Source organism: Variovorax sp. Soil_C_17 (genome assembly GCF_057657265.1).
This window is the reverse complement of the sequence record NZ_JBDGIT010000003.1, coordinates 603,300-623,125: the sequence shown is the minus strand read 5'-3', so window position 1 is coordinate 623,125 and position 19,826 is coordinate 603,300. Positions and strand designations below refer to the sequence as shown.

General features: G+C 69.2%; 19 protein-coding genes. 8 read left to right on the top strand and 11 right to left on the bottom strand.

All coding sequences use genetic code 11. The features are described from left to right. Positions 1-22: 22 nt before the first annotated feature. The 6 genes from AC3A6Y_RS18090 to AC3A6Y_RS18065 all read left to right on the top strand — a co-directional run bounded on the left by AC3A6Y_RS18090 (position 23) and on the right by AC3A6Y_RS18065 (position 4,546). Positions 23-1,492, top strand: coding sequence for a cobyric acid synthase (locus AC3A6Y_RS18090; RefSeq protein ID WP_487869599.1), 1,470 nt, complete (start codon positions 23-25; stop codon positions 1,490-1,492). Further along, positions 1,489-2,601, top strand: coding sequence for a nicotinate-nucleotide--dimethylbenzimidazole phosphoribosyltransferase (gene cobT / locus AC3A6Y_RS18085; RefSeq protein WP_487869598.1), 1,113 nt, complete (start codon positions 1,489-1,491; stop codon positions 2,599-2,601). The genes AC3A6Y_RS18090 and cobT overlap by 4 nt, the downstream gene beginning before the upstream one ends. Before the next feature lie 55 nt (positions 2,602-2,656). Further along, complete coding sequence (locus tag AC3A6Y_RS18080) at positions 2,657-2,947, top strand: nucleotidyltransferase family protein (protein ID WP_487869597.1); 291 nt, start codon at positions 2,657-2,659, stop codon at positions 2,945-2,947. Between the two features lie 78 nt (positions 2,948-3,025). Then, complete coding sequence (locus AC3A6Y_RS18075; protein WP_487869596.1) at positions 3,026-3,181, top strand: HepT-like ribonuclease domain-containing protein; 156 nt, start codon at positions 3,026-3,028, stop codon at positions 3,179-3,181. 22 nt (positions 3,182-3,203) lie between these two features. Next, positions 3,204-4,001 (top strand): adenosylcobinamide-GDP ribazoletransferase, encoded by a 798-nt coding sequence (locus AC3A6Y_RS18070; protein ID WP_487869964.1) that lies wholly within the window; start codon positions 3,204-3,206, stop codon positions 3,999-4,001. Then, a complete protein-coding gene (locus AC3A6Y_RS18065) occupies positions 3,998-4,546 on the top strand; it encodes a histidine phosphatase family protein (RefSeq protein WP_487869595.1) in 549 nt (182 codons plus the stop codon). Before AC3A6Y_RS18070 ends, AC3A6Y_RS18065 begins: the two co-directional genes overlap by 4 nt. Positions 4,547-4,604: 58 nt before the next feature. On the opposite strand, the gene AC3A6Y_RS18060 is transcribed toward AC3A6Y_RS18065, so the two are convergent. After that, a complete protein-coding gene (locus AC3A6Y_RS18060) occupies positions 4,605-5,498 on the bottom strand; it encodes a LysR substrate-binding domain-containing protein (protein ID WP_487869594.1) in 894 nt (297 codons plus the stop codon). A 141-nt stretch (positions 5,499-5,639) separates the two neighbouring features. On the opposite strand from AC3A6Y_RS18060, the gene AC3A6Y_RS18055 reads away from it, so the two are divergent. After that, entirely contained in the window at positions 5,640-7,682 is a 2,043-nt protein-coding gene (locus AC3A6Y_RS18055; protein WP_487869593.1) for an FAD-dependent oxidoreductase, read from the top strand. Between the two features lie 27 nt (positions 7,683-7,709). On the opposite strand, the gene AC3A6Y_RS18050 is transcribed toward AC3A6Y_RS18055, so the two are convergent. Both AC3A6Y_RS18050 and nth read right to left on the bottom strand, forming a co-directional pair. Continuing rightward, entirely contained in the window at positions 7,710-8,534 is an 825-nt protein-coding gene (locus AC3A6Y_RS18050) for an Ivy family c-type lysozyme inhibitor (RefSeq protein ID WP_487869963.1), read from the bottom strand. 102 nt (positions 8,535-8,636) lie between these two features. Beyond that, positions 8,637-9,275, bottom strand: a complete 639-nt coding sequence (gene nth / locus AC3A6Y_RS18045; RefSeq protein ID WP_487869592.1) for an endonuclease III — start codon at positions 9,273-9,275, stop codon at positions 8,637-8,639. 153 nt (positions 9,276-9,428) lie between these two features. Here nth and AC3A6Y_RS18040 point away from each other — a divergent pair, with 153 nt between their 5' ends. Beyond that, complete coding sequence (locus AC3A6Y_RS18040; RefSeq protein WP_487869591.1) at positions 9,429-10,616, top strand: aminotransferase-like domain-containing protein; 1,188 nt, start codon at positions 9,429-9,431, stop codon at positions 10,614-10,616. Positions 10,617-10,629: 13 nt separating this feature from the next. Here the strand turns inward: AC3A6Y_RS18040 and AC3A6Y_RS18035 are convergent, their stop codons facing one another. From AC3A6Y_RS18035 to mfd, 8 genes are all read right to left on the bottom strand, one after another. After that, complete coding sequence (locus AC3A6Y_RS18035) at positions 10,630-11,694, bottom strand: Ldh family oxidoreductase (protein ID WP_487869590.1); 1,065 nt, start codon at positions 11,692-11,694, stop codon at positions 10,630-10,632. A gap of 5 nt (positions 11,695-11,699) precedes the next feature. Further along, positions 11,700-13,202 (bottom strand): tripartite tricarboxylate transporter permease, encoded by a 1,503-nt coding sequence (locus tag AC3A6Y_RS18030; RefSeq protein ID WP_487869589.1) that lies wholly within the window; start codon positions 13,200-13,202, stop codon positions 11,700-11,702. A 10-nt stretch (positions 13,203-13,212) separates the two neighbouring features. Continuing rightward, positions 13,213-13,680 (bottom strand): tripartite tricarboxylate transporter TctB family protein, encoded by a 468-nt coding sequence (locus AC3A6Y_RS18025; RefSeq protein ID WP_487869588.1) that lies wholly within the window; start codon positions 13,678-13,680, stop codon positions 13,213-13,215. Positions 13,681-13,699: 19 nt separating this feature from the next. Beyond that, positions 13,700-14,671 carry a tripartite tricarboxylate transporter substrate binding protein gene (locus AC3A6Y_RS18020; protein ID WP_487869587.1) on the bottom strand — a complete coding sequence of 324 codons (972 nt, stop codon included), beginning with the start codon at positions 14,669-14,671 and terminating at the stop codon, positions 13,700-13,702. Between the two features lie 124 nt (positions 14,672-14,795). Further along, positions 14,796-15,509 (bottom strand): phosphoserine phosphatase SerB, encoded by a 714-nt coding sequence (gene serB, locus AC3A6Y_RS18015; protein WP_487869586.1) that lies wholly within the window; start codon positions 15,507-15,509, stop codon positions 14,796-14,798. Beyond that, positions 15,506-15,904, bottom strand: coding sequence for a PIN domain-containing protein (locus AC3A6Y_RS18010; protein ID WP_487869585.1), 399 nt, complete (start codon positions 15,902-15,904; stop codon positions 15,506-15,508). Before AC3A6Y_RS18010 ends, serB begins: the two co-directional genes overlap by 4 nt. Continuing rightward, positions 15,904-16,152: a hypothetical protein gene (locus tag AC3A6Y_RS18005; RefSeq protein ID WP_487869584.1), complete on the bottom strand. Its 249-nt coding sequence runs from the start codon at positions 16,150-16,152 to the stop codon at positions 15,904-15,906. The genes AC3A6Y_RS18010 and AC3A6Y_RS18005 overlap by 1 nt, the downstream gene beginning before the upstream one ends. Positions 16,153-16,201: 49 nt before the next feature. Next, entirely contained in the window at positions 16,202-19,741 is a 3,540-nt protein-coding gene (gene mfd, locus AC3A6Y_RS18000; RefSeq protein WP_487869583.1) for a transcription-repair coupling factor, read from the bottom strand. Positions 19,742-19,826 lie beyond the last annotated feature (85 nt).

Below are 19,826 nucleotides of genomic sequence, written 5' to 3'. Positions count from 1 at the left end.
GGGCGTCGACGACAATCCGCGGATGAATCAGAAGGTCGGGCGCGACAAGGCCCGTTGCGTCATGGTGCTGGGCACCACCAGCGGTGCCGGCAAGAGCTGGCTGGCCACCGCGCTGTGCCGCTGGTATGCGCGCCAGGGCTTCCGGGTGGCGCCCTTCAAGGCGCAGAACATGAGCAACAACGCGCGCGTGGTGGCGGGCGGCGAGATCGGCAGCGCCCAGTACTTCCAGGCGCTGGCGGCGCGCGCGCTGCCCGACGTGCGGATGAATCCGCTCCTGCTCAAGCCCGAGCGCGACACGCACAGCCAGGTGATCCTGATGGGGCAGGTGAGCGCCGAGCTCACGGCCTTGCCCTGGCGCGGGCGCAGCGAACGGGTCTGGCCGCAGATCGCGCAAGCCCTCGACGCGCTGCGGGCCGACCACGACATCGTCGTGATCGAAGGCGCCGGCTCGCCGGCCGAGATCAACCTGATGGACAGCGACATCGTCAACCTGCGCGTGGCGCGGCATGCCGATGCGCGCTGCCTGCTGGTGACCGACATCGATCGCGGCGGTGCCTTCGCGCACCTCTACGGCACCTGGGCCCTGATGCCCGAGGCGGACCGTGCGCGGCTGGCCGGCTTCGTGCTCAACAAGTTCCGCGGCGATGCCGCTCTGCTCGCACCTGCGCCCGAGCGCCTGCGTGAGCTGACCGGGGTGCCGACGGTTGCGACCCTGCCGATGTGGTGGCAGCACGGGCTCCCCGAGGAGGACGGCGTCTTCGACGAGCGCAGCACGGCCGGCGGCGAGGTCCGGTTGACGGTCGCCGTCGTGGCCTATCCGCGCATCAGCAATCTGGACGAGTTCCAGCCGCTCAAGAACGTGGCGGGTGTGCGGCTGCGCTGGGCGCGCAGCCCGGCCGAACTGGCCGATGCGCACTGGGTCGTGCTGCCCGGCTCCAAGAACACCAGCGGCGACCTCGCCTGGCTGCGTGCGCAGGGGCTGGACCGTGCGGTGGCGGCCCATGCGGCGCGCGGCGGCGCGGTGCTGGGGATTTGCGGCGGGCTGCAGATGCTGGGCGAGGCCTTGATCGATCCGCATGGCGTGGATGGCAACGGGCCCGGGCTCGGCCTGCTGCCGTTGGTCACCGTGTTCGAGGAGGACAAGACCGTGCGCCTGCGCGAGGCGCGCTTCGGCGCGTTGAAAGGGCCCTGGGCCGCGCTGTCGGAGGTGCCGGTGCGCGGCTACGAGATCCATCACGGCCAGACCGCGCCGCATCCCGCGATGGCCGCCGCCGGCGATCGCGCGCAGGCGGTGATGCCGCAGGACCTGGCCTGGCAGAACGCACGGGGCAATGTGCTGGGCCTTTATCTGCATGGCCTGTTCGAGGACCCTGCCGCGCTGCAGGCGCTTTTCGGCGCGCGTGCGCGCACGCTGGAGGCCGTGTTCGACGGCCTGGCCGACCACATCGATTCCCACTTTGAAGCGGGCGCGCTGCGCTCCCTGATCGAATGAAGCTTGAATTTCCCGCCGTCGAGTCCATCGACGACGCCGCGCTCGCCGCGCGGCTGCAGCACCTCCTGGACCACAAGACCAAGCCGCTCGGCGCGCTGGGCCGGCTCGAGGCCTTGGGCCTGCGGCTGGGCCTGATCCTCGGCAGCGAAACGCCTGTCTTCACCGCGCCGCAGATGCTGGTGTGCGCGGGCGATCATGGCCTCGCGGCGCGCGGCGTCTCGGCCTATCCGAGCGACGTGACCTGGCAGATGGTGGAGAACTTCCTGGCCGGCGGCGCAGCCGTCAGTGTGCTGGCGCGGCAACATGGGCTCGCGCTCACGGTGGTGGACTGCGGGGTGCGGCATGACTTCGCCGTTGCCGGGCCGTCCCGGGACGGCGACGCCCCTGTCGGGGAGCAGCAAAGCGTTGGCGTCCGCAGTGCTGCGCCGCGCGAAGGCTTGCGCATCCTCAAGGTGGCGCCGGGCACTGCCGATGCAGCGAGCGGTCCTGCCATGAGCACCGCGCAATGCGAGGCCGCGATCGCCAACGGCATGGCGCTGGTGCGCGGGCTGCCGGGCAACGCGCTGCTGCTGGGCGAGATGGGCATCGGCAATTCCTCGGCGGCCTCGCTGCTGCTGGCGCGGCTGACGGGGCAGGACATCGATGCCTGCACCGGCAGCGGCACCGGCCTCGATGCCGCGGGCGTGGCGCGCAAGCGCGGGTTGCTGCGGGAGGTGCTGGCGCTGCATGCCGATGCGGGCACGCCGCTGTCAGCGCTCGCGGCCTTCGGCGGCTTCGAGATCGCCACGCTGGCCGGTGCCGTGCTGCAGGCGGCCGAGGAGCGGCGCGTGATCGTGGTCGATGGCTTCATCGCCAGCGCGGCCGTGCTGGTGGCGCAAGCCCTGCGGCCGCACGTGGTGCAGCGCTGCGTCGCCGCGCACGAGTCGGCCGAGCCCGGGCACCGGCTCATGCTGGAGGCGCTCGGGCTCGACCCCTTGCTGAAGCTGGACCTGCGCCTGGGCGAGGGCTCCGGCGCCGCGCTGGCCTGGCCCTTGCTCGAATCGGCTTGCCGCATCCTGCGCGAGATGGCGAGCTTCGAGGCGGCTGGTGTGTCGCAGCGGGAGGTGTGATGGTGATTGCGCGCCTGCCTATCGTCCCAACGAGTTTCGATAAGAATGGATGCCTATGCGACCGTCTGTTGTCCTCGACATGAAACGAAGTGCAGTGCGTGAAGCGGCAAGCCGCTTCCGTGCGGTGAACCCGCGCATTTTCGGATCGGTGCTGCACGGGACCGACGGGGATGGCAGCGACCTCGACCTGCTGGTCGATGCGTTGCCCGGCGCGACGCTCTTCGACCTGGGAGGTCTGCAAGATGAGCTGGAATCGCTGCTCGGCGTCCACGTCGATGTGCTGACTCCGGCCGACCTGCCCGCAAAGTTCCGGGCCAAGGTGCTCGCGGAAGCGAAGCCGGTATGAGCGAGAACCGTCTGGCCGACTACATCGACCACATGCAGCAGGCGGCGGCGGATGCGTGCGGCTTCGTGCATGCGCGGTATGCGCAACCGCATCGCCCACCGCTACTTCGACATCAACCTTGATGTGGTATGGGACACCGTGCAAACGCCGCTGGCGGAGTTGCTCAAGCAATTGCACGCCGTGCGACAGGATATTGGGCATGAAGACCACAGCGACGATGGGATGAAGCCATGAAGAACATCCAGCTCGCCTCATGATGCACGGCCTGCGCCACTTCCTGCTGGCGCTCCAGTTCTTCACGCGCGTTCCGGTCACCGGGCGGCTGGCGGCCTGGGTGGGCTTCAGCCCTGTAATGCTGCGTGCGAGCGCGGCGCATTTTCCCGGCGTCGGGTGGCTGGTGGGCGCGGTCGGGGCAGGCGTGTTCCTGCTGGCGCAAGCGGGCCTGCCCGGCATGGGCGGTGCGGTGGCGGCGGCGCTGCTGTCGACGATCGCAACCGTGCTGCTGACCGGGGCCTTCCACGAGGACGGGCTGGCCGACGTGGCCGACGGCCTGGGCGGCTCGGCGGATCGCACGCGTGCGCTGCAGATCATGAAGGACTCGCGCATCGGGGCCTTCGGCGCGCTGGCGCTGGCGCTGGCGCTGGGCCTGAAGGTCGCGCTGCTGGCCACGCTGGCAGGGCAGGGCGCAATGAACGTCGCGACCGCCTTGCTGGCGGCGCATGTGCTGTCGCGGCTGGCGCCGCTGTTCCTGATTCGATGGCTGCCCTACGTGGGCGACGACGGCAGCACGAGCAAGTCCAAGCCGCTGGCCGATGCGATCGGCGGCGGAGCCCTGCTGGTGGGCGTGCTGTACGCGCTGCCGGCCGTCCTGCTGCTGCTGTTCACGCATCCGCTCGCGCAGGCCGTGGCCGCCCTGGTTGCCTGTGCGCTCGCGGCGTCGTACATGGCCCGGCTGCTCGCGCGCCGGCTGCAGGGCTTCACCGGCGATGGGCTGGGCGCCACCCAGCAGCTGTGCGAACTGGCCCTCTACCTCGCGCTCGCCTGGCAGGCATGAAGCTGGGACTCGTGCGCCACGCCCAGACCACCGCGGTGCCCGGCTCCTGCTATGGCCGTACCGACGTGGGCGTGACGCCCGACGCGACGCGCGCCATCGCCGAGCGGATCGCGCCGGCGCTCGCCGCGCGGACCGAGCTCGTCAGCTCGCCCCTGCAGCGCTGCGCGCTGCTGGCGCAGGCCATCGCCGCGCTGCGGCCCGAGCTGCCGCTGCGCGTCGACCCGCGCATCGCCGAGATGGATTTCGGCGCCTGGGAAGGCTGCGACTGGCGCAGCATCGAACGCGCCGAGCTCGATGCCTGGACCGGCGCTTTCGCCGATGCACGCCCGGGCGGCCATGGCGAGAGCACGCGCCGGTTCATGGGTCGGGTGGGCGAAGCCTTCGACGAATGGCGCGCCGCCGGGCGCGATGCGCTGTGGATCACGCATGCCGGGGTGATCCGCGCCGTGTGGCTGCTGCGCGATGGCCTGCGCTGCGCGGAGCGCGCCGACCAATGGCCCTCGCGGCCGATCGCTTTCGGCGAGTGGGTGGTGGTCGAGGGCTGAAGAAGGGCGAGGGAAGGTCCGAACAAAGCCGGTTCGCGAGGTTCCTGGGCCGATCCGATCAGCCCTTCGCCAGGAACTTGTAGCGCCCGGCGAGCACGGCAAGATCGTCCTGCATCTGCGCCACCAGCCATTCGCGCACGCGGGTGACTTCTTCGCGCACCGGGCCTGGTTGGGCCACCAGGCTGTAATGGCGGCCGGTGCGCAGCGGCCGGTTCGAGGCCGGCACCAGCAGGCGTTCGCGCAGCGCCCCGGAGGTGGCCGACAGCCAACCCAGCGCGACTCCCTCGCCGATGAGCGCAGCCTGAAGCGCCAGCGCTCCGTCCGAAAATGCCACCGAGTGACCGGTCCCGCGCCACTCCAGCCCCGTTTGTGCCCCGTAGTGCTCCCAGTCGAAAGGCGATCCGCTCAGGTGGATCAGGGTGTGCCCCTGCAGGTCCTTGACCTTGCCCAGCGCACCGTGACGCCGCAGGTAGCCAGGGCTGCACAGCGGCATCACGACCTCCGGGCAGAAGGGCCAGGCCTGCCAGCGGCGCTCCGGGTCGTCCATGCGCAAGCCAAGGTCGACGTCCTCGACGCCGCCTTGCAGCACACGGCTGAAAACCTCGAAGCGCAGGTTGATGTTCGGAACGGCTTGCTGGAAGCGGGCATAACGCGGCATCAGCCAGTGGGACACGAAGCCGCTGGTGAGCGAGAGCGTGACCGTGCCGCGGCCCGCGCGCCGGCGCCTGATCTCCCGCAACGCGCCTTCCATCTGCGAGAAGCCGGACGACACGGCCGCTTGCAGCAGGGCGCCATCCTCGGTCAGCCGCAGCCCTTGCCGCGAACGCGTAAAGAGCTGCACGCCCATTGCGTCCTCCAGCCGCGCGACCATGCGGCTGACGGCCACCTGCGTGACGTGCAGGTCTTCGGCGGCCTTGGTGAAGCTCAGGCAGCGCGCGGCGGATTCAAACACCAGGAGCGCCTTGGCAGAGCGGATCCGCTCTCGATCAAGCTTGTCTTCCATAACACCATGTTAGTGATGCCGGCCGCAAATGTAGATCGACGCAGCGCCCCCTGCTTCGAATAATCCGCGCAATCCCACGCAGGACGCGCAATGACCGCCATCACGAACACACCTCGTTCGAACGACCCCTTGCTCACGCCGTTTCGGATCGGCCGTCTCGTGCTGAAGAACCGGATCGTCAGCACCAGCCATGCCAGCGGGCTCACCGAGGACGATTTCCCCAAGGAGCGCTACCGGCGCTATCACGAGGAGAAGGCCATCGGCGGCATCGCGCTGAGCATGTTCGGCGGCTCGTCCAACGTCGGCATCGACAGCCCCAACGTGTTCAGCCAGATCAACATGGGCGTGGACGAGGTGATCCCGCATCTGCAGCAGTTCTCGGCCCGGATGCACGCGCACGGGTCGGCGCTGATGTGCCAGCTCACGCACATGGGCCGCCGCGGCAGTCCCTACGAGGGCGCCTGGCTGCCGACCATCGCCCCGTCGGCGCGGCGCGAGACGCTGCACCGCGGTATCCCGCGCGAAATGACGGATCACGACATCCGGCGCGTGGTTCGCTACTTCGGGCAGGCGGCGCGGCGCTGCAAGGAAGGCGGCCTCGACGGCCTGGAAACGCTGGCCGGCGGCCACCTGCTCGGTCAGTTCCTGAGCCCGGCGGTGAACGTCCGGTCCGACCGCTACGGCGGCAGCGTGGAAAACCGCTGCCGCTTCGTGCTGGAGGTGCACGAGGAGATCCGCATGCAGGTCGGCGACGGCTACATCGTGGGCATCCGCTACGCGATCGAGGACGGCACCGACTTCGAGGACAGCATGCGCGCGGCGGCGATCCTCGAGGCCTCCGGGTTGTTCGACTTCTTCAACGTGGTTTACGGCCGGATGGACACGGCATTTGCGCTGATCACTTCCAATATGCCGACGATGTCCATGCCGTCGGCGCCGTGGCTGAAGAAGGTGGCTGCCTTCCGTTCGCGCGTCAAGCTCCCGGTGATGCACGCGGGCAAGATTGCCGATCTGGCGACAGCGCGCTACGCCATCAGCGAAGGACTGATCGACCTCGTGGGCATGACGCGCGCGCACATCGCAGAGCCTCACCTGGTGCGCAAGCTGGAGGCGGGCAAGGAGGACGAAGTGCGTCCCTGCGTCGGCGCCTCGTTCTGCCGCAGCCACAACGCCACCTGCATCCACAACCCCGCGACGGCGCGCGAAACCATCGTGTCGCACGAGGTGGAGCGCGTGCCGTCGCCGGGCCGCCAGGTGGTGGTCGTCGGCGCCGGCCCTGCCGGCCTGGAGGCCGCGCGCGTCGCCGCATTGCGCGGTCACCGCGTCACCGTGCTGGAGGCTGGCTCCCGGCCCGGCGGGCAGGTCCTGCTGGCGGCGCTGGGCTCGTGGCGCAAGGACCTGATCGGCATCATCGACTGGCGCGTGGATGCCATCGCGCGCCTGGGTGTCGAGCTGCGGTTGAACACCTACGCGACTGCCGAAGATGTCGAGGCGCTCGACCCGGACGTGGTGATCGTCGCGACAGGCGGCATTCCCGCGTTCGAGGACCTGGAGGGCCGGCAGCATTGCCGCTCGGTCCTGGATGCCTTGACTGAATCGCCGCCTGTCACCGGTGACGTGGTTGTCTACGACGGCACCGGCCGCCACAACGCCTACCTGTGCGCTGAGCGCTACGCCATGGCAGGCCTGCCGGTGACGCTGGTGACCCTGGACGCTGAAGCTGGGCTCGAGCTCGGCGGCCGCGGGGACGAACTGGTGTGGCGACGGCGGATGCTCGAGCTCGGCCTTGCTTTCCGCCACGACCTGCAACTCACGCGTGTCGTTGCCGACCAGGGCAGGCGCGCCGCCGTGTTCGTGCACGAGCTGACCGGCCAAGAGGTCGTGATCCATGCCGACCACCTCGTCGTGGAGCGAGGCATGCAGCCGGTGTGCGACTTGTACGACGAGCTGAAGCCGCGCTCGGTGAACGACGGAGAGCTGGATCTCGAGCGATTTGTCGCCGGCCTGGCGCAGCCATGGCCCGGGGCGTCGGGTGAACAGCGGTTCGAGCTCTATCGCATCGGCGATGCGAATGCATCGCGCGACATCCATGCCTCGATCTTCGAGGCCCTGCGTCTGTGCCGCGTTCTCTGAATCGCGGCTCGCTCCAAAAGACCTTCCTCAACGCGGCGGCGCACGCCATTCGCTGCGCCACAGCCGCTGCAGCTCGGCGGCCATGGCAGGCGACGGATTGCCGATCAGCATGGCACCTTGGCCGCGATGCACCCATGCATGGATGCGCAGGTCGGTGGGGCTGTAGAGCATCACCGCGTTGTTGTCGTGGCAGTCGTGCGGCTTGCAGAAGGCATGCAGCACGTAGCGGCTGCTGCCCACGTACACCCAGCGCGGCTCGGGAGCGGGGCCGTCCATCCGGGCGAGCCAGGGTTCGCGCGCATGGGCGCCGAGCAGGCCGCGCCAGGTTCTGCGGAAGCGCGCATCGGCAAGCAGCCTGGCGGGGCTGTCCCTGGCCTCGGAGGGTGACGGTGGCACCGGGGATGTGGCGGGCCCGGCGCCCGCCACCACCGGCGGGCGCCCGCACTGGCGGTAGCGCTTCCCCGTGAAGCCCGGCCCCAGTTCGGCCTGCACGTCCGCGTCCGCCTCGAGCTCGACGTAGTTGCCGCCGCGATCGCGATGCACCATGAACGCCAGCTCCGAGCGGCCGCGCACCTGGCTCAGCAGCGCGACCTGGAAGCTGCGCGGTGCGGATGCGCCCAGATAGCGGTAGGCCGCCCGCGGATCGCTCCCCACCAGGCGCTGGTTGCCGCGCTCGACCACCAGCGCGTCGGCCTGCACGCGCAGGCGCGGCGCCGAAGGGTTGCCGCACTCCGTGGCGTAGCTGCCGCCGAAGCGGGCGAGCGTGTCCCCGTCGAGTTGGTCGCGCGCCCAGCCCGGCACGGCCGACGCAGCCAAAGCACACACCAGGAAAAGGCGAAAGCGGCATCGCATGGCAATCACGATGATCATCCTGCGCAGCGGGCACCGCAAGAGTACGGTCCCGGGCCGCGCAGGGACTGCGGTGCGAACCTGCGTCGTGCGGCGCAGTGGCGTTCAGGGCGCCGGCGTCTTCGGCTTGTAGTCGCACCAGGGCGCCACCGCGCACTTCCAGCACATCGGCTTGCGCGCCACGCACACATAGCGGCCGTGCAGGATCAGCCAGTGGTGGGCATGCAGGCGGTACGCCGGCGGCACGCGCTTCTCCAGCTTGAGCTCGACTTCCAGCGGCGTTTTGCCGGGGGCCAGCCCGGTGCGATTGCTGACCCGGAAGATGTGCGTGTCGACCGCCATCGTGGCCTCGCCGAAGGCCACGTTCAGCACCACGTTCGCGGTCTTGCGGCCGACCCCCGGCAGTGCCTCGAGCTCGGCGCGCGTGCGCGGCACCTCGCCGCCATGGCGCTCGATCAGCATGCGGCAGGCCTCCATCAGGTGCTTTGCCTTGCTGCGATACAGGCCGATGGTCTTGATGTAGCTCTCCAGCCCTTCGACTCCCAGGTCGAGGATGGCCTGCGGCGTGTTCGCCACCGGGAACAGCTTGCGCGTGGCCTTGTTCACGCCGACATCGGTGGCCTGCGCGGACAGCAGCACGGCGGCCAGCAGCTCGAAGGGGGTGCTGTATTCCAGCTCGGTTTCGGGTTCCGGATTGGCCGCCTGCAGGGTGGCGAAGAAGGGCTCGATCGCAGCTTTTTTCATCGTGGGCGCAGAGTGTATGCATGTTGCCCCCACGCTCCGCCACCTCGTGTACTCGCTGCCCCCCAGGGGGCGCAGGCCGCCTTGGGCGGCCCGGCGGCGGCCTGCCCGAACTTGCGACAATGGCCCCCCTTCCGTCATTCGCAGCAGGTTCCCATGCAATTCGCCACCCGTCTCGACAACGTCGAAACCTCCGCCATCCGCGAACTCTTCAAGCTGCTGGGCAAGCCCGGCATCATCAGCTTCGCGGGCGGCTTCCCGGACAGCGCGATGTTCGACGTCGAGGGCCTGAAGGAGGCGAGCGCGAAGGCGCTGGCCGAAGAGCCCGGCGGTGCCCTGCAGTACGGCGCCACCGAAGGCTACGACCCGCTGCGCGCGCAGCTCTCGGCCTTCATGAACGGCAAGGGCGTGGAGGTCGCTCCCGACGGGCTGATCGTGACCACCGGCAGCCAGCAGGCCCTGGACCTGCTGGGCAAGACGCTCATCTCGCCCGGCGACAAGGTGATCGTCGAGGGACCGACCTTCCTCGCGACCATCCAGTGCTTTCGTCTCTACGGCGCCGAGCTGATCAGCGCGCCCATCGATGCCGAGGGCGTGCAGGTCGACCGGCTCGAGCAGCTGATCGCCGAGCACAAGCCGAAGTTCGTCTACCTCATCCCCACCTTCGGCAACCCGAGCGGCGCGATGCTGAACCTGGAGCGCCGCAGGAAGGTGCTGGAGCTGGCGGTGAAGCACGGGACCGTGATCGTGGAAGACGATCCCTACGGCGACCTCTACTTCGGCAAGGCGCCGCCGCCCTCGATCCTGTCGCTCTCGAAGGAGGTCCCGGGCAGCCGCGAGCTGGTGGTGCATTGCGGCAGCCTGAGCAAGGTGCTGAGCCCCGGCCTGCGCATCGGCTGGATGATCGCGCCGCCGGAACTGCTGGCCAAGGCCACCATGTGCAAGCAGTTCAGCGATGCGCACACCAGCACCTTCGCGCAGGCCACCGCCGCGCAGTACCTCAAGAGCGGGCGCATGCCCGGCACGCTGGCGCATGTGCGCAAGGTCTATGCGGAGCGCGCGGCCGCCATGGGCGCGGCGCTGAAGCGCGAGCTGGGCGATGCGATCGCCTTCACGCAGCCGGGCGGCGGGCTGTTCTTCTGGGCGCGGCTGACGGGCGCGAACGGCAAGCTGGCCGATGCCAACGTGCTGGCCAAGCGGGCGATCGAGAAGGGCGTGGCCTTCGTGCCGGGCGCGCCCTTCTTCGCCGAGAAGCCCGACCTGGCGACTTTGCGGCTGAGCTTCGCGACCGCCAACGTCGAGAAGATCGAGGAAGGCATCGCGCGCCTGGGCGCCGCGCTCTGAGCCCTGCCTGGTCTCAGCGCAGCGCGTCGGCCAGCTTCAGGCCGTAGCGCGCTTCGGCAGCCTGCAGCGAGGGCGCGATCGAAGGCGCCAGGCGCACGCCGCCCGAGAGCTGTTCGGCGCGCCGCTGCAGGCCGCGCTCGCCCGGCAGCCGCACCGGCTTCGCGGCATCGGCGGGCACGTTGGTCCGGCACTGCGCCGCCACATGGTCCATCTGGCGCAGGAAGGCCGTCTTGCCGCCGAAGGCATTCAGGTCGTGCAGCGTGAGGTAGACCGTCGCGCCCCAGCCCTCGGGCGGATCGGCCCGGCCATGGCCGGCGAGCCCGCCGGTCAGCGATTCCACCAGCAGCGCCAGGCCGTAGCCCTTGTGGCCATGGGACAGGCCGCCCACCGGCAGCAACGTGCCGGGCGGTTGCTCGAAGAGCACCGCCGGGTCTTTGGAGGGCCGGCCCTTCGCGTCGATGAGCACCTCGTGCTCGAAGCGCTCGCCGGCCTGGTGCTTGCGGTTGCTCATGCCGTTGGTGGTGATGGAGGCCGAGATGTCGACCATCGCGCCGCCATTGCCGAGCGGAAAGCCCAGCGCCAGCGGGTTGGGCGTGAAAACCGCCTGCGTGCCGCCGAAGGGCGCGACGCTGGCCGTGTTGGGGTCGGAGCAGGCCAGCACCAGCAGCATGTCTTCTTCCAGCGCCCGCAGCAGGTAGGCCGCGAGGCAGGCGATGTGGTGGCTGCGGCGGATCACCAGCGAGGCGGTGCCCAGCTCGCGCGCGCGCGGCAGCAGCAGGTTCAGGCCCTGGTGGACGAGCCAGGGGCCGGGCAGGCGCTGGCCGTCCCACAGCACGGCAGCCGGGCGGTCGGACACGACGATCGGCGCGCCCTCGCGCCGCATCCGGCCGGCCTCCAGTTCCTTCACGTAGCCGGCCAGGAGCGCGAGGCCGTGCGTGTCGTGGCCCAGCAGGTCGCCTTGCACCAGCGTGTCGGCCACCGTGCCGGCCATGGCTTCGGCCAGGCCTGCGTGCTGCAGGAGTTGCGCCGCGTAGCGGGCGAGGGCGGCGGCGTCGTAGCGAGGGGAGGTGTCGTTCATGGGACTCAGTGTGCCGCGGCGGGCTGCAGGCGTCGATGCCGGCGCCGCCAGGCCAGGGCGGCAGAGCCGGCCCAGACCAGCAGCGTGGCCAGCGCCAGTCCTGCGGCGATGGGGCGTTCGACGAAGGCCAGCCAGCGGCCGTCGGACTTGATCATCGAGGTGATGAAGTTTTCCTCGAGCATCTTGCCCAGCAGCAGGCCGAGGATGGCCGGCGCGACCGGAAATCCGTTCTCCTCCAGCAGCCAGGCCGCGACGCCGAAGGCGAGGAGGATCCAAAGGTCGAACAACGAGTTGTTGATGGCGAAGGCGCCGACCAGGCAGAAGACCAGGATGATCGGCATCAGCACGTTGCGCGGCATGCGCAGGATGCGCGCCGAGGCCTTGATGCAGGCCCACCCGAGCGGCAGCATCAGCAGGTTGGCGAGGATGAAGACGATGAACACCGCATAGACGTTGTGCGGGTTGTTCATGAAGATCATCGGGCCCGGGTTCATGTTCTTCATGTAGAGCACGCCGATCACGATGGCCGTGATGGAGTCGCCCGGAATGCCGAACACCAGCGCCGGCACCCAGGCACCGGCGAGCGCGCTGTTGTTGGCGGCGCCCGCTTCGACCAGGCCTTCCGGGTGGCCGGTGCCGAACTTCTGCGGCTCCTTGGAGAGCTTCTTGCTCATCGCATAGGACATCCAGGCGGCGATGTCGGCGCCCGCCCCGGGCAGGATGCCCACCGCGGTGCCCAGCACGCTGCCGCGCAGCGTCTGCACCGGGTACTTGCGGATCAGGCCGCCCATGCCGGCAAAGACGGAGCCGATCTGTTTCTTGAAGCGCCCGAGTTCCTCGGCCGTGACCGTGAAGCGCAGGATCTCGGAGATGGCGAACATGCCGATCATCGCGGGGATGAGGGTGAGCCCGCCCAGCAGGTCCGCGTTGCCGAAGGTGAAGCGCGGATGGCCGGCCGGGTTCTCCAGGCCCACGCAGCCCATCAGCAGGCCCAGGAACAGCGTGATGAGGCCCTTGAGCGGCGTGTCGCTGGTGATGAAGACCGCGCAGGTCAGGCCGAGCAGCACCAGCCAGAAGTACTCGAAGGAGCTGAACTTGATCGCCACCTCGGCCAGCGCCGGCGCGGCCACGATCAGCACGGCCGTGCCGAACAGGCCGCCGATGCAGGAGAACACCAGGCCGATGCCCAGCGCCATCTCGCCGTGGCCCTTGCGCGTCATCGCATAGGACTCGTCCGTGTAGGCGGCGGAAGCCGGGGTGCCCGGAATGCGCAGCAGGGCGCCCGGAATGTCGCCCGCGAAGATCGCCATGGCGGTGGCCGTGACGATCGCCGCGACCGCGGGCACCGGCGGCAGGAAGAAGGTGATGGGCACCAGCAGCGCGGTCGCCATGGTGGCCGTGAGCCCGGGCACCGCGCCCACGAACATGCCGAAGAGGCCCGACAGTAGCATCACGAGCAGCACGGTCGGCGTGGCGACGGTCTGCAGGGCGAGGAGTACCGCATCCATCAGCTTTGCCTCACCACGCGAAGCGCTGCAGCACGCCCCAGGGCAGCGGCACCTTGAGCAGCTTGTAGAAGCAGGTGTGGATCACCAGCGTGGCTGCCACCGCCACGGCCAGCGCGACCGGCAGGCGCACGCCGCAGGCCCATTGCAGCAACGTCAGTATCAGCAGGCTGCACAGCACGAAGCCGAGCCGGTCGGCCAGCAGGATGTAGAAGACCATGCTGGCGATGACGATCGCGAAGGCGGCAACGCGACGCGGGGAGCGCAGGCCGTCGCCGAGCGCGAGCAGGGGCTGGCCGCTGCGCACGCCCTGCCACATCAGGGCCAGCGAGCACAGCGCGAGGCCCCCGGCGGCGAGGCCCGGGAACAGCGCCGGCCCGAAGTTCTGGCCGGCCGCCGGCGGAAAGCCCTGGACGTGCCAGAGCACTGCCAGCGAAAGCAGCAGCAGCGCGGCGCCGATCAGGCCGTCATGGATGCGCATCGACAGGGCGTGCCGGGCTCTACTTGGCGATGCCGACGGCCTTCATCGCGACGGCGAAGCTCGCGTCCTTCTCGGCCATGAACTTGCCGAAGTCCGCGCGGTCGGCATAGAGGGCGCCGAAGCCGCGCGATGCCAGGAAGTCCTGGTAGCCCTTGCCGTCGAAGATCTTCTTGAGCGTGGCGGCGAGCTGGTCGGTCTGCTCCTTCGGCAGGCCCTTGGGCGCGGCGATGCCGCGCCAGGCGCCGGCATTCCACATCTTTCCCGCGGCGTCGGTATAGAGCGGCACCTTGGGGAAGATGGCGTCGGGCTTGGAGCCCAGCAGGAGCAGGGGGCGGACCTTGCCGGCGTCGATCAGCGAACGCGCCTCGGGCAACGAGCAGGACACCACGTCGACACCGCCGGCCATGAGGTCCTGCAGGCCCGGGGCAGCGCCCTGGCTCGGCACCCAGGCGATCGCGTTGCCGGGCAGCTTGTTGTCGACCAGCCATTGCGCGAGGCCCAGGTGCCAGATGCCGCCCTGGCCGGTGCCGCTGGCCTTGAGCTTGCCGGGGCTGGCCTTGGCGGCGTCGAGCAGTTCCTTGGCGCTCTTGATGGGCGAGTCCTCGCGCACGAAGATCGCATTGGCGTCGAAGTTCATGAGCGCGAGCGGCGTGTAGTCGGCGCCCGAGAGCTGCGTGAGGCCCGCATGGCGCATCATGCCGATCTCGACCGTGATGATGCCCAGCGTGTAGCCGTCGGGCGCGGCCGAGGCGATGGCCTGGTGCCCGACCACGCCGCTGCCGCCCGTGCGGTTGACCACGTTGACGGGCTGCTTGAGCTCTTTCTCGAGCTCGGCCGCGATGATGCGAGCCACGGCATCGGTGCCTCCGCCGGCGCCCCACGGCACGATCATCGTGATCGGGCGCTCCGGGTAGGCGGCATGGGCGAGCCCCGGAAGAACCAGGGCGGTGGCGGCGGCACCGAGTGCGGCCAGAGACTGACGGCGCTTCATTTCGTCTCCTACGTTGTTGCCCGGGCATTCAAGCACCCGGGGCGCCGCAAGCGAAACTGAAGATAACCCTAGGACCGCGCCGGTCCCTTTTGCCTTAGGAAGAAACCGGTTTCGTCCGTCGGGCTCAGCGCAGGACCTCCAGCAGCCGGTCGAGGCCGCCGTCGTCGATCGCCACCATGGCCTCTTCGCGCACCTTGGGCTTGGCGTGGTAAGCCACCGACAAGCCGGCCTCGCCCATCATGGGGAGGTCGTTGGCGCCATCGCCGACGGCAATGCATTCGGCGGGCGAGATGCCGAGCAGCGAGGCGACTTCGAGCAGGGTGCGGCGCTTCTCCGCGCCGTCGCAGATGTCGCCCCACGACTGCATCACCACGCGGCCGGTGAGCTTGCCGTCCGCCTCGTCGAGCAGGTTGGAGCGCGCGAAGTCGATGCCCAGGCGCTCCTTCACCCGGTTGGCGAAGAAGGTGAAGCCCCCGGAGACCAGCAGCACCTTGAGCCCTGCCGCCTTGCAGGCCGCCACCAGCGTCTCGGCGCCGGGGTTGAGGCGCAGGCGCTGGTCGTAGACCTCCTGCAGCGCCGAGACGGGCACGCCCTGCAGCAGGGCCACGCGGCGGCGCAGGCTTTCCTTGAAGTCCTTGATCTCGCCGCGCATCGTCGCCTCGGTGATGGCGGCGACCTCGGCCTTCTTGCCGACCGCGTCGGCGATCTCGTCGATGCACTCGATGTTGATCAGCGTCGAGTCCATGTCGAAGGCGATCAGCTTGAAGTCGGCGAGCTCGAGGGGTGGGGTGAAGCGCTGGACCGCAAGGCCAGGCGAAATGTCTTGTGTTGCCTTCATTCAGAGTACCAGTTGTCGACGCGCAATCCCGGGACCCGGGAGAACTCGCGCACGTTGCGCGTAACGACAATTCGGTTGTGGGCCAGAGCGATGCCGGCCATCAAGAGGTCGTAGGGTCTGATGGGCGTGCCCTTGTTCTGCAGGTACCCCTTGATCTGCCCCGCCCTGCGCGCGCTGTCCGTATCGAAGTCGAGGACGGCGAACCGCAGGGTCAATTCCGCCAGTTGGTTGCGCTGGGTGGTGGGATCGATGGATCTGGAAAATCCGAACTCCAGTTCGAACAGGTTCACCGCGCTCAAGGCCATGAGTTCGTCCGGCACCGTGGCCATCCGTCCGCGGATTCCGCCGGCGCGGCGGAAGGCGTAGATCAGGGTGTTGGTGTCGAGCAGGTACATCACCAGGTCTCGCGCGGCGTGTCCGGCGGCAGATCCTTGTTCATTTCCTCGGTCAGTGGGAAATCGGCCCACAGTTCGGGCCGCTTGTCGACCTCGGCAAAGAACTCGTCCCAGCTCTGCTTGGGCTTGCGCTTCTCCGCCTCGGCGAACTGGGCGAACCATTTGCTGAGCGACATGTGGGCGCGCGCTGCTGCTTCCTTGGCGGCGGCCAGAGCGTCTCCTTCGAGGTAGATCGTGACTTGAGACATACCGGACCTCCTTTTCCCACAGTGCCGAGAATTATATAAGTGCGGGCACTTATACGGCAACGCCCGCCTCTGCGGCCTTCGGCTGCCCCAGGCTCCTGAGCACATCCCGCACCATCTGCGCCCGCTCCTTCGGCTCCTTCAGCTCCCGCTCGATGCGCAGCTTTTCGTTGCCGGCCAGCTTGATGTGCTTGTTCTTCTGGATCAGCTGGATGATGGCCATCGAATCGACCGGCGGGTCCTTCTTGAAGCTGATGTGGATCGCGCCCGGCGCGGCGTCGACCTTGACCACGCCGTAGGGCCGCGCGAGCACGCGCAGCCGGTGTACGTCGATCAGCGTCTGCGCCTGCGGCGGCAGCTTGCCGAAACGGTCGACGATTTCCTCGAGCAGGGTGTCGATCTGGTCGGAGGTCTTCGCGGTCGCGAGCTTCTTGTAGAAGGACAGGCGCAGGTGAACGTCGCCGCAGTAGTCCTCGGGCAGCAGGGCGGGTGCATGCAGGTTGATCTCGGTGGTGACCGACAGCGGTGCGAGCAGGTCGGGCTCCTGGCCGGCCTTGAGGGAGCGCACCGCCTCGGCCAGCATTTCGTTGTAGAGCTGGAAGCCGATCTCCATCATGTTGCCGCTCTGGTTCTCGCCCAGCACCTCGCCGGCGCCGCGGATCTCCAGGTCGTGCATCGCCAGGTAGAAGCCGGAGCCCAGCTCCTCCATCTGCTGGATGGCGTCGAGGCGCTGGGCGGCCTGCTTGGTCAGACCCTCGATGTCGGGGACCATCAGGTAGGCGTAGGCCTGGTGGTGGCTGCGGCCCACGCGGCCGCGCAGCTGGTGCAGCTGCGCCAGGCCGAACTTGTCGGCGCGGCTCATCACGATGGTGTTGGCGCTCGGCACGTCGATGCCGGTCTCGATGATGGTCGAGCACAGGAGCAGGTTGTAGCGCTGGGCCACGAAGTCGCGCATCACGCGCTCCAGCTCGCGCTCGGGCATCTGGCCGTGGGCGACCGCGATGCGCGCCTCGGGCAGGATCTGCTCCAGCTTCTGGCGCCGGTTCTCGATGGTCTCGACCTCGTTGTGCAGGAAGTAGACCTGCCCGCCGCGCTTGAGCTCGCGCAGCACGGCCTCGCGGATCACGCCGGTGCCTTCGTTGCGCACGAAGGTCTTGATCGCCAGGCGGCGCTGCGGCGCGGTGGCGATCACGCTGAGGTCGCGCAGACCCTCCAGCGCCATGCCCAGCGTGCGCGGGATCGGCGTGGCGGTGAGCGTGAGCACGTCCACCTCGGCGCGCAGGGCCTTCATCGCCTCCTTGTGGCGCACGCCGAAGCGATGCTCTTCGTCGATGATGAGCAGGCCGAGGTTCTTGAACTTCACGGTGCCGGAGAGCAGCTTGTGCGTGCCGACCACGATGTCGACGCTGCCGTCGGCCAGGCCCTTGGCGGCCGCATTGATCTCCTTGGTCGAGCGGAAGCGGCTCATCTCGGCGACCTTGACGGGCCACTTGCCGAAGCGGTCCATCAGCGTCTGGTGGTGCTGCTCGGCGAGCAGCGTGGTGGGCGCGAGAAAGGCCACCTGCTTGCCGCCGGTCACCGCGACGAAGGCGGCGCGCAGGGCCACTTCGGTCTTGCCGAATCCCACGTCGCCGCAGACCAGTCGGTCCATCGGCCGGGGCGAGATCATGTCCTGGATGACAGCGTGGATCGCGGCCTTCTGGTCGGCCGTTTCGTCGAAGCCGAAGTCGTTGGCGAAGACCTCGTAGTCGGCGGCCGAGAAGCGGAAGGCATGGCCCTCGCGCGCGGCACGCCGGGCATAGATGTTGAGCAGCTCGGCGGCCGAGTCGCGCACCTGCTCGGCGGCCTTGCGCTTGGCTTTCTCCCATTGGCCCGAGCCGAGCTTGTGCAGCGGCGCCTCGTCGGCGCTGACGCCGGTGTAGCGGCTGATCAGGTGCAGCTGCGCGACCGGCACGTAGAGCGTGGCCTTGTCGGCATATTCCAGGTGCAGCATCTCCTGCAGCATCGGCTTGCCCTGCGCATCGGTGCCCTGGCCCAGGTCCATGTGGACCAGGCCGCGGTAGCGCCCGATGCCGTGCGCCGAATGCACCACCGGGTCGCCGACGGCCAGCTCGCTCAGGTCCTTGATCAGCGCGTCGACGTCGCTGACCTGCTCCTGCTTGCGGTTGCGCCGGCGGGCCGAGGGCGCGGTCGCGAAGAGCTCGGTCTCGGTGACGAAGTCGATGCCCTGTTCGGTCCAGGCGAAGCCGGCCACCAGCGCCGCTGTGGCGATGCCGATCTTTTCGTCCGGCGAGGCCTCGAACTCGGCCAGCGAGTCGAAGGCGGGCGGGCTCACGCCGCTGGCGCGCAGGAAGTCGAGCAGGCTCTCCCGGCGGCCGTCGCTTTCGGCGAGCACGAGCACGCGGTGCGGGGTGGCGTCGATGTGGGCCTTGAGCTTGACCAGCGGATCGTCGGCGCCGCGCACCACGGCGAAGGGGGGGAGCGCCTCGAATTCGGCGTAGGGGCTGCCTTCGCCCGCGCCTTCCGGCTTTGGTCCCTCTCCCTGCGGGAGCGGGCTGGGCTGAGGGCTGCCGCCGCCTCGAATCGCCAACTGCGCGTGCGGCTTCGCCCGCTGATAGAACTGCTCCGCGCTCAGGAACAAGGCCTCCGGCGGCAGCGCCGGGCGCTCCGGATCGCCCCGCACCAGCCGGTAGCGTTCGTTTGTGTCCTGCCAGAAATGCTGGAACGCCGGTTCGAGCTCGCCATGCAGCACGACGGTCGTGTCCGCTCCGAGGTAGTCGAACACCGTGGCCGTCTCCTCGAAGAAGAGCGGCAGGTAGTACTCGATGCCGGCGGTCGCGACGCCGTTGCCCATGTCCTTGTAGAGCCGGCTGCGCGTGGGGTCGCCCTCCAGCAGCTCGCGCCAGCGGCTGCGGAAGCGCGCACGGGCCTCGTCGTCCATCGGGAACTCGCGGCCGGGCAGCAGGCGCACCTCGGGCACGGGGTAGAGGCTGCGCTGGGTGTCGGGGTCGAAGGTGCGGATGGAGTCGATCTCGTCGTCGAACAGGTCGACCCGGAAGGGCACCTGCGAGCCCATCGGGAACAGGTCGATCAGTCCGCCCCGCACCGCGTACTCGCCGGGGCTCACGACCTGGGTCACATGGCTGTAGCCGGCCAGCGTGAGCTGGGCCTTGAGCTTGGATTCCTCCAGCTTCTGCCTGGCCTTGAAGTGGAAGGTGTAGCCAGCCAGGAAAGCCGGCGGCGCCAGCCTGCAGAGGGCGGTGGTGGCCGGCACCAGCACCACGTCGGCATCTTTCTGGCTGATGCGCCACAGCGTGGCGAGGCGCTCGCTGATGAGGTCCTGGTGCGGCGAGAAGCTGTCGTAGGGCAGCGTCTCCCAGTCGGGGAAGAGGGCGCAGCGCAGCTCGGGCGCGAAGAAGGCGAGCTCGTCGATGAGCCGCTGCGCATCGTTGGCGTCGGCGGTGAACACGGCGCTTGCGCGACCGGCCGATTTCTCGCGTTCGGCCAGCTGCGCCAGCAGCAGTGCGTCGGCGGAGAGAGGAGGGCGCGGCAGCGTGAAGCGCTTGCCTGCGGTGAGGGCGGGGAGGTGCATGAAGTGCCAGGAAATGCAGAACACCCCGCGCCGGTCGGCGAGGGGTGTGAGGGCGTGCCGATTCTAGAATGGCTGCCCCTTCGCC

What these genes read in the sequence shown, in the direction of transcription:
- AC3A6Y_RS18090 (WP_487869599.1), top strand. Translation starts at nt 23, where the DNA reads ATGAATCAGAAGGTCGGGCGCGACAAGGCCCGTTGCGTCATGGTGCTG.
- cobT (WP_487869598.1), top strand. Translation starts at nt 1,489, where the DNA reads ATGAAGCTTGAATTTCCCGCCGTCGAGTCCATCGACGACGCCGCGCTC.
- AC3A6Y_RS18080 (WP_487869597.1), top strand. Translation starts at nt 2,657, where the DNA reads ATGCGACCGTCTGTTGTCCTCGACATGAAACGAAGTGCAGTGCGTGAA.
- AC3A6Y_RS18075 (WP_487869596.1), top strand. Translation starts at nt 3,026, where the DNA reads ATGCGCAACCGCATCGCCCACCGCTACTTCGACATCAACCTTGATGTG.
- AC3A6Y_RS18070 (WP_487869964.1), top strand. Translation starts at nt 3,204, where the DNA reads ATGCACGGCCTGCGCCACTTCCTGCTGGCGCTCCAGTTCTTCACGCGC.
- AC3A6Y_RS18065 (WP_487869595.1), top strand. Translation starts at nt 3,998, where the DNA reads ATGAAGCTGGGACTCGTGCGCCACGCCCAGACCACCGCGGTGCCCGGC.
- AC3A6Y_RS18055 (WP_487869593.1), top strand. Translation starts at nt 5,640, where the DNA reads ATGACCGCCATCACGAACACACCTCGTTCGAACGACCCCTTGCTCACG.
- AC3A6Y_RS18050 (WP_487869963.1), bottom strand. Translation starts at nt 8,534, where the DNA reads ATGCGATGCCGCTTTCGCCTTTTCCTGGTGTGTGCTTTGGCTGCGTCG.
- nth (WP_487869592.1), bottom strand. Translation starts at nt 9,275, where the DNA reads ATGAAAAAAGCTGCGATCGAGCCCTTCTTCGCCACCCTGCAGGCGGCC.
- AC3A6Y_RS18040 (WP_487869591.1), top strand. Translation starts at nt 9,429, where the DNA reads ATGCAATTCGCCACCCGTCTCGACAACGTCGAAACCTCCGCCATCCGC.
- AC3A6Y_RS18035 (WP_487869590.1), bottom strand. Translation starts at nt 11,694, where the DNA reads ATGAACGACACCTCCCCTCGCTACGACGCCGCCGCCCTCGCCCGCTAC.
- AC3A6Y_RS18030 (WP_487869589.1), bottom strand. Translation starts at nt 13,202, where the DNA reads ATGGATGCGGTACTCCTCGCCCTGCAGACCGTCGCCACGCCGACCGTG.
- AC3A6Y_RS18025 (WP_487869588.1), bottom strand. Translation starts at nt 13,680, where the DNA reads ATGCGCATCCATGACGGCCTGATCGGCGCCGCGCTGCTGCTGCTTTCG.
- AC3A6Y_RS18020 (WP_487869587.1), bottom strand. Translation starts at nt 14,671, where the DNA reads ATGAAGCGCCGTCAGTCTCTGGCCGCACTCGGTGCCGCCGCCACCGCC.
- serB (WP_487869586.1), bottom strand. Translation starts at nt 15,509, where the DNA reads ATGAAGGCAACACAAGACATTTCGCCTGGCCTTGCGGTCCAGCGCTTC.
- AC3A6Y_RS18010 (WP_487869585.1), bottom strand. Translation starts at nt 15,904, where the DNA reads ATGTACCTGCTCGACACCAACACCCTGATCTACGCCTTCCGCCGCGCC.
- AC3A6Y_RS18005 (WP_487869584.1), bottom strand. Translation starts at nt 16,152, where the DNA reads ATGTCTCAAGTCACGATCTACCTCGAAGGAGACGCTCTGGCCGCCGCC.
- mfd (WP_487869583.1), bottom strand. Translation starts at nt 19,741, where the DNA reads ATGCACCTCCCCGCCCTCACCGCAGGCAAGCGCTTCACGCTGCCGCGC.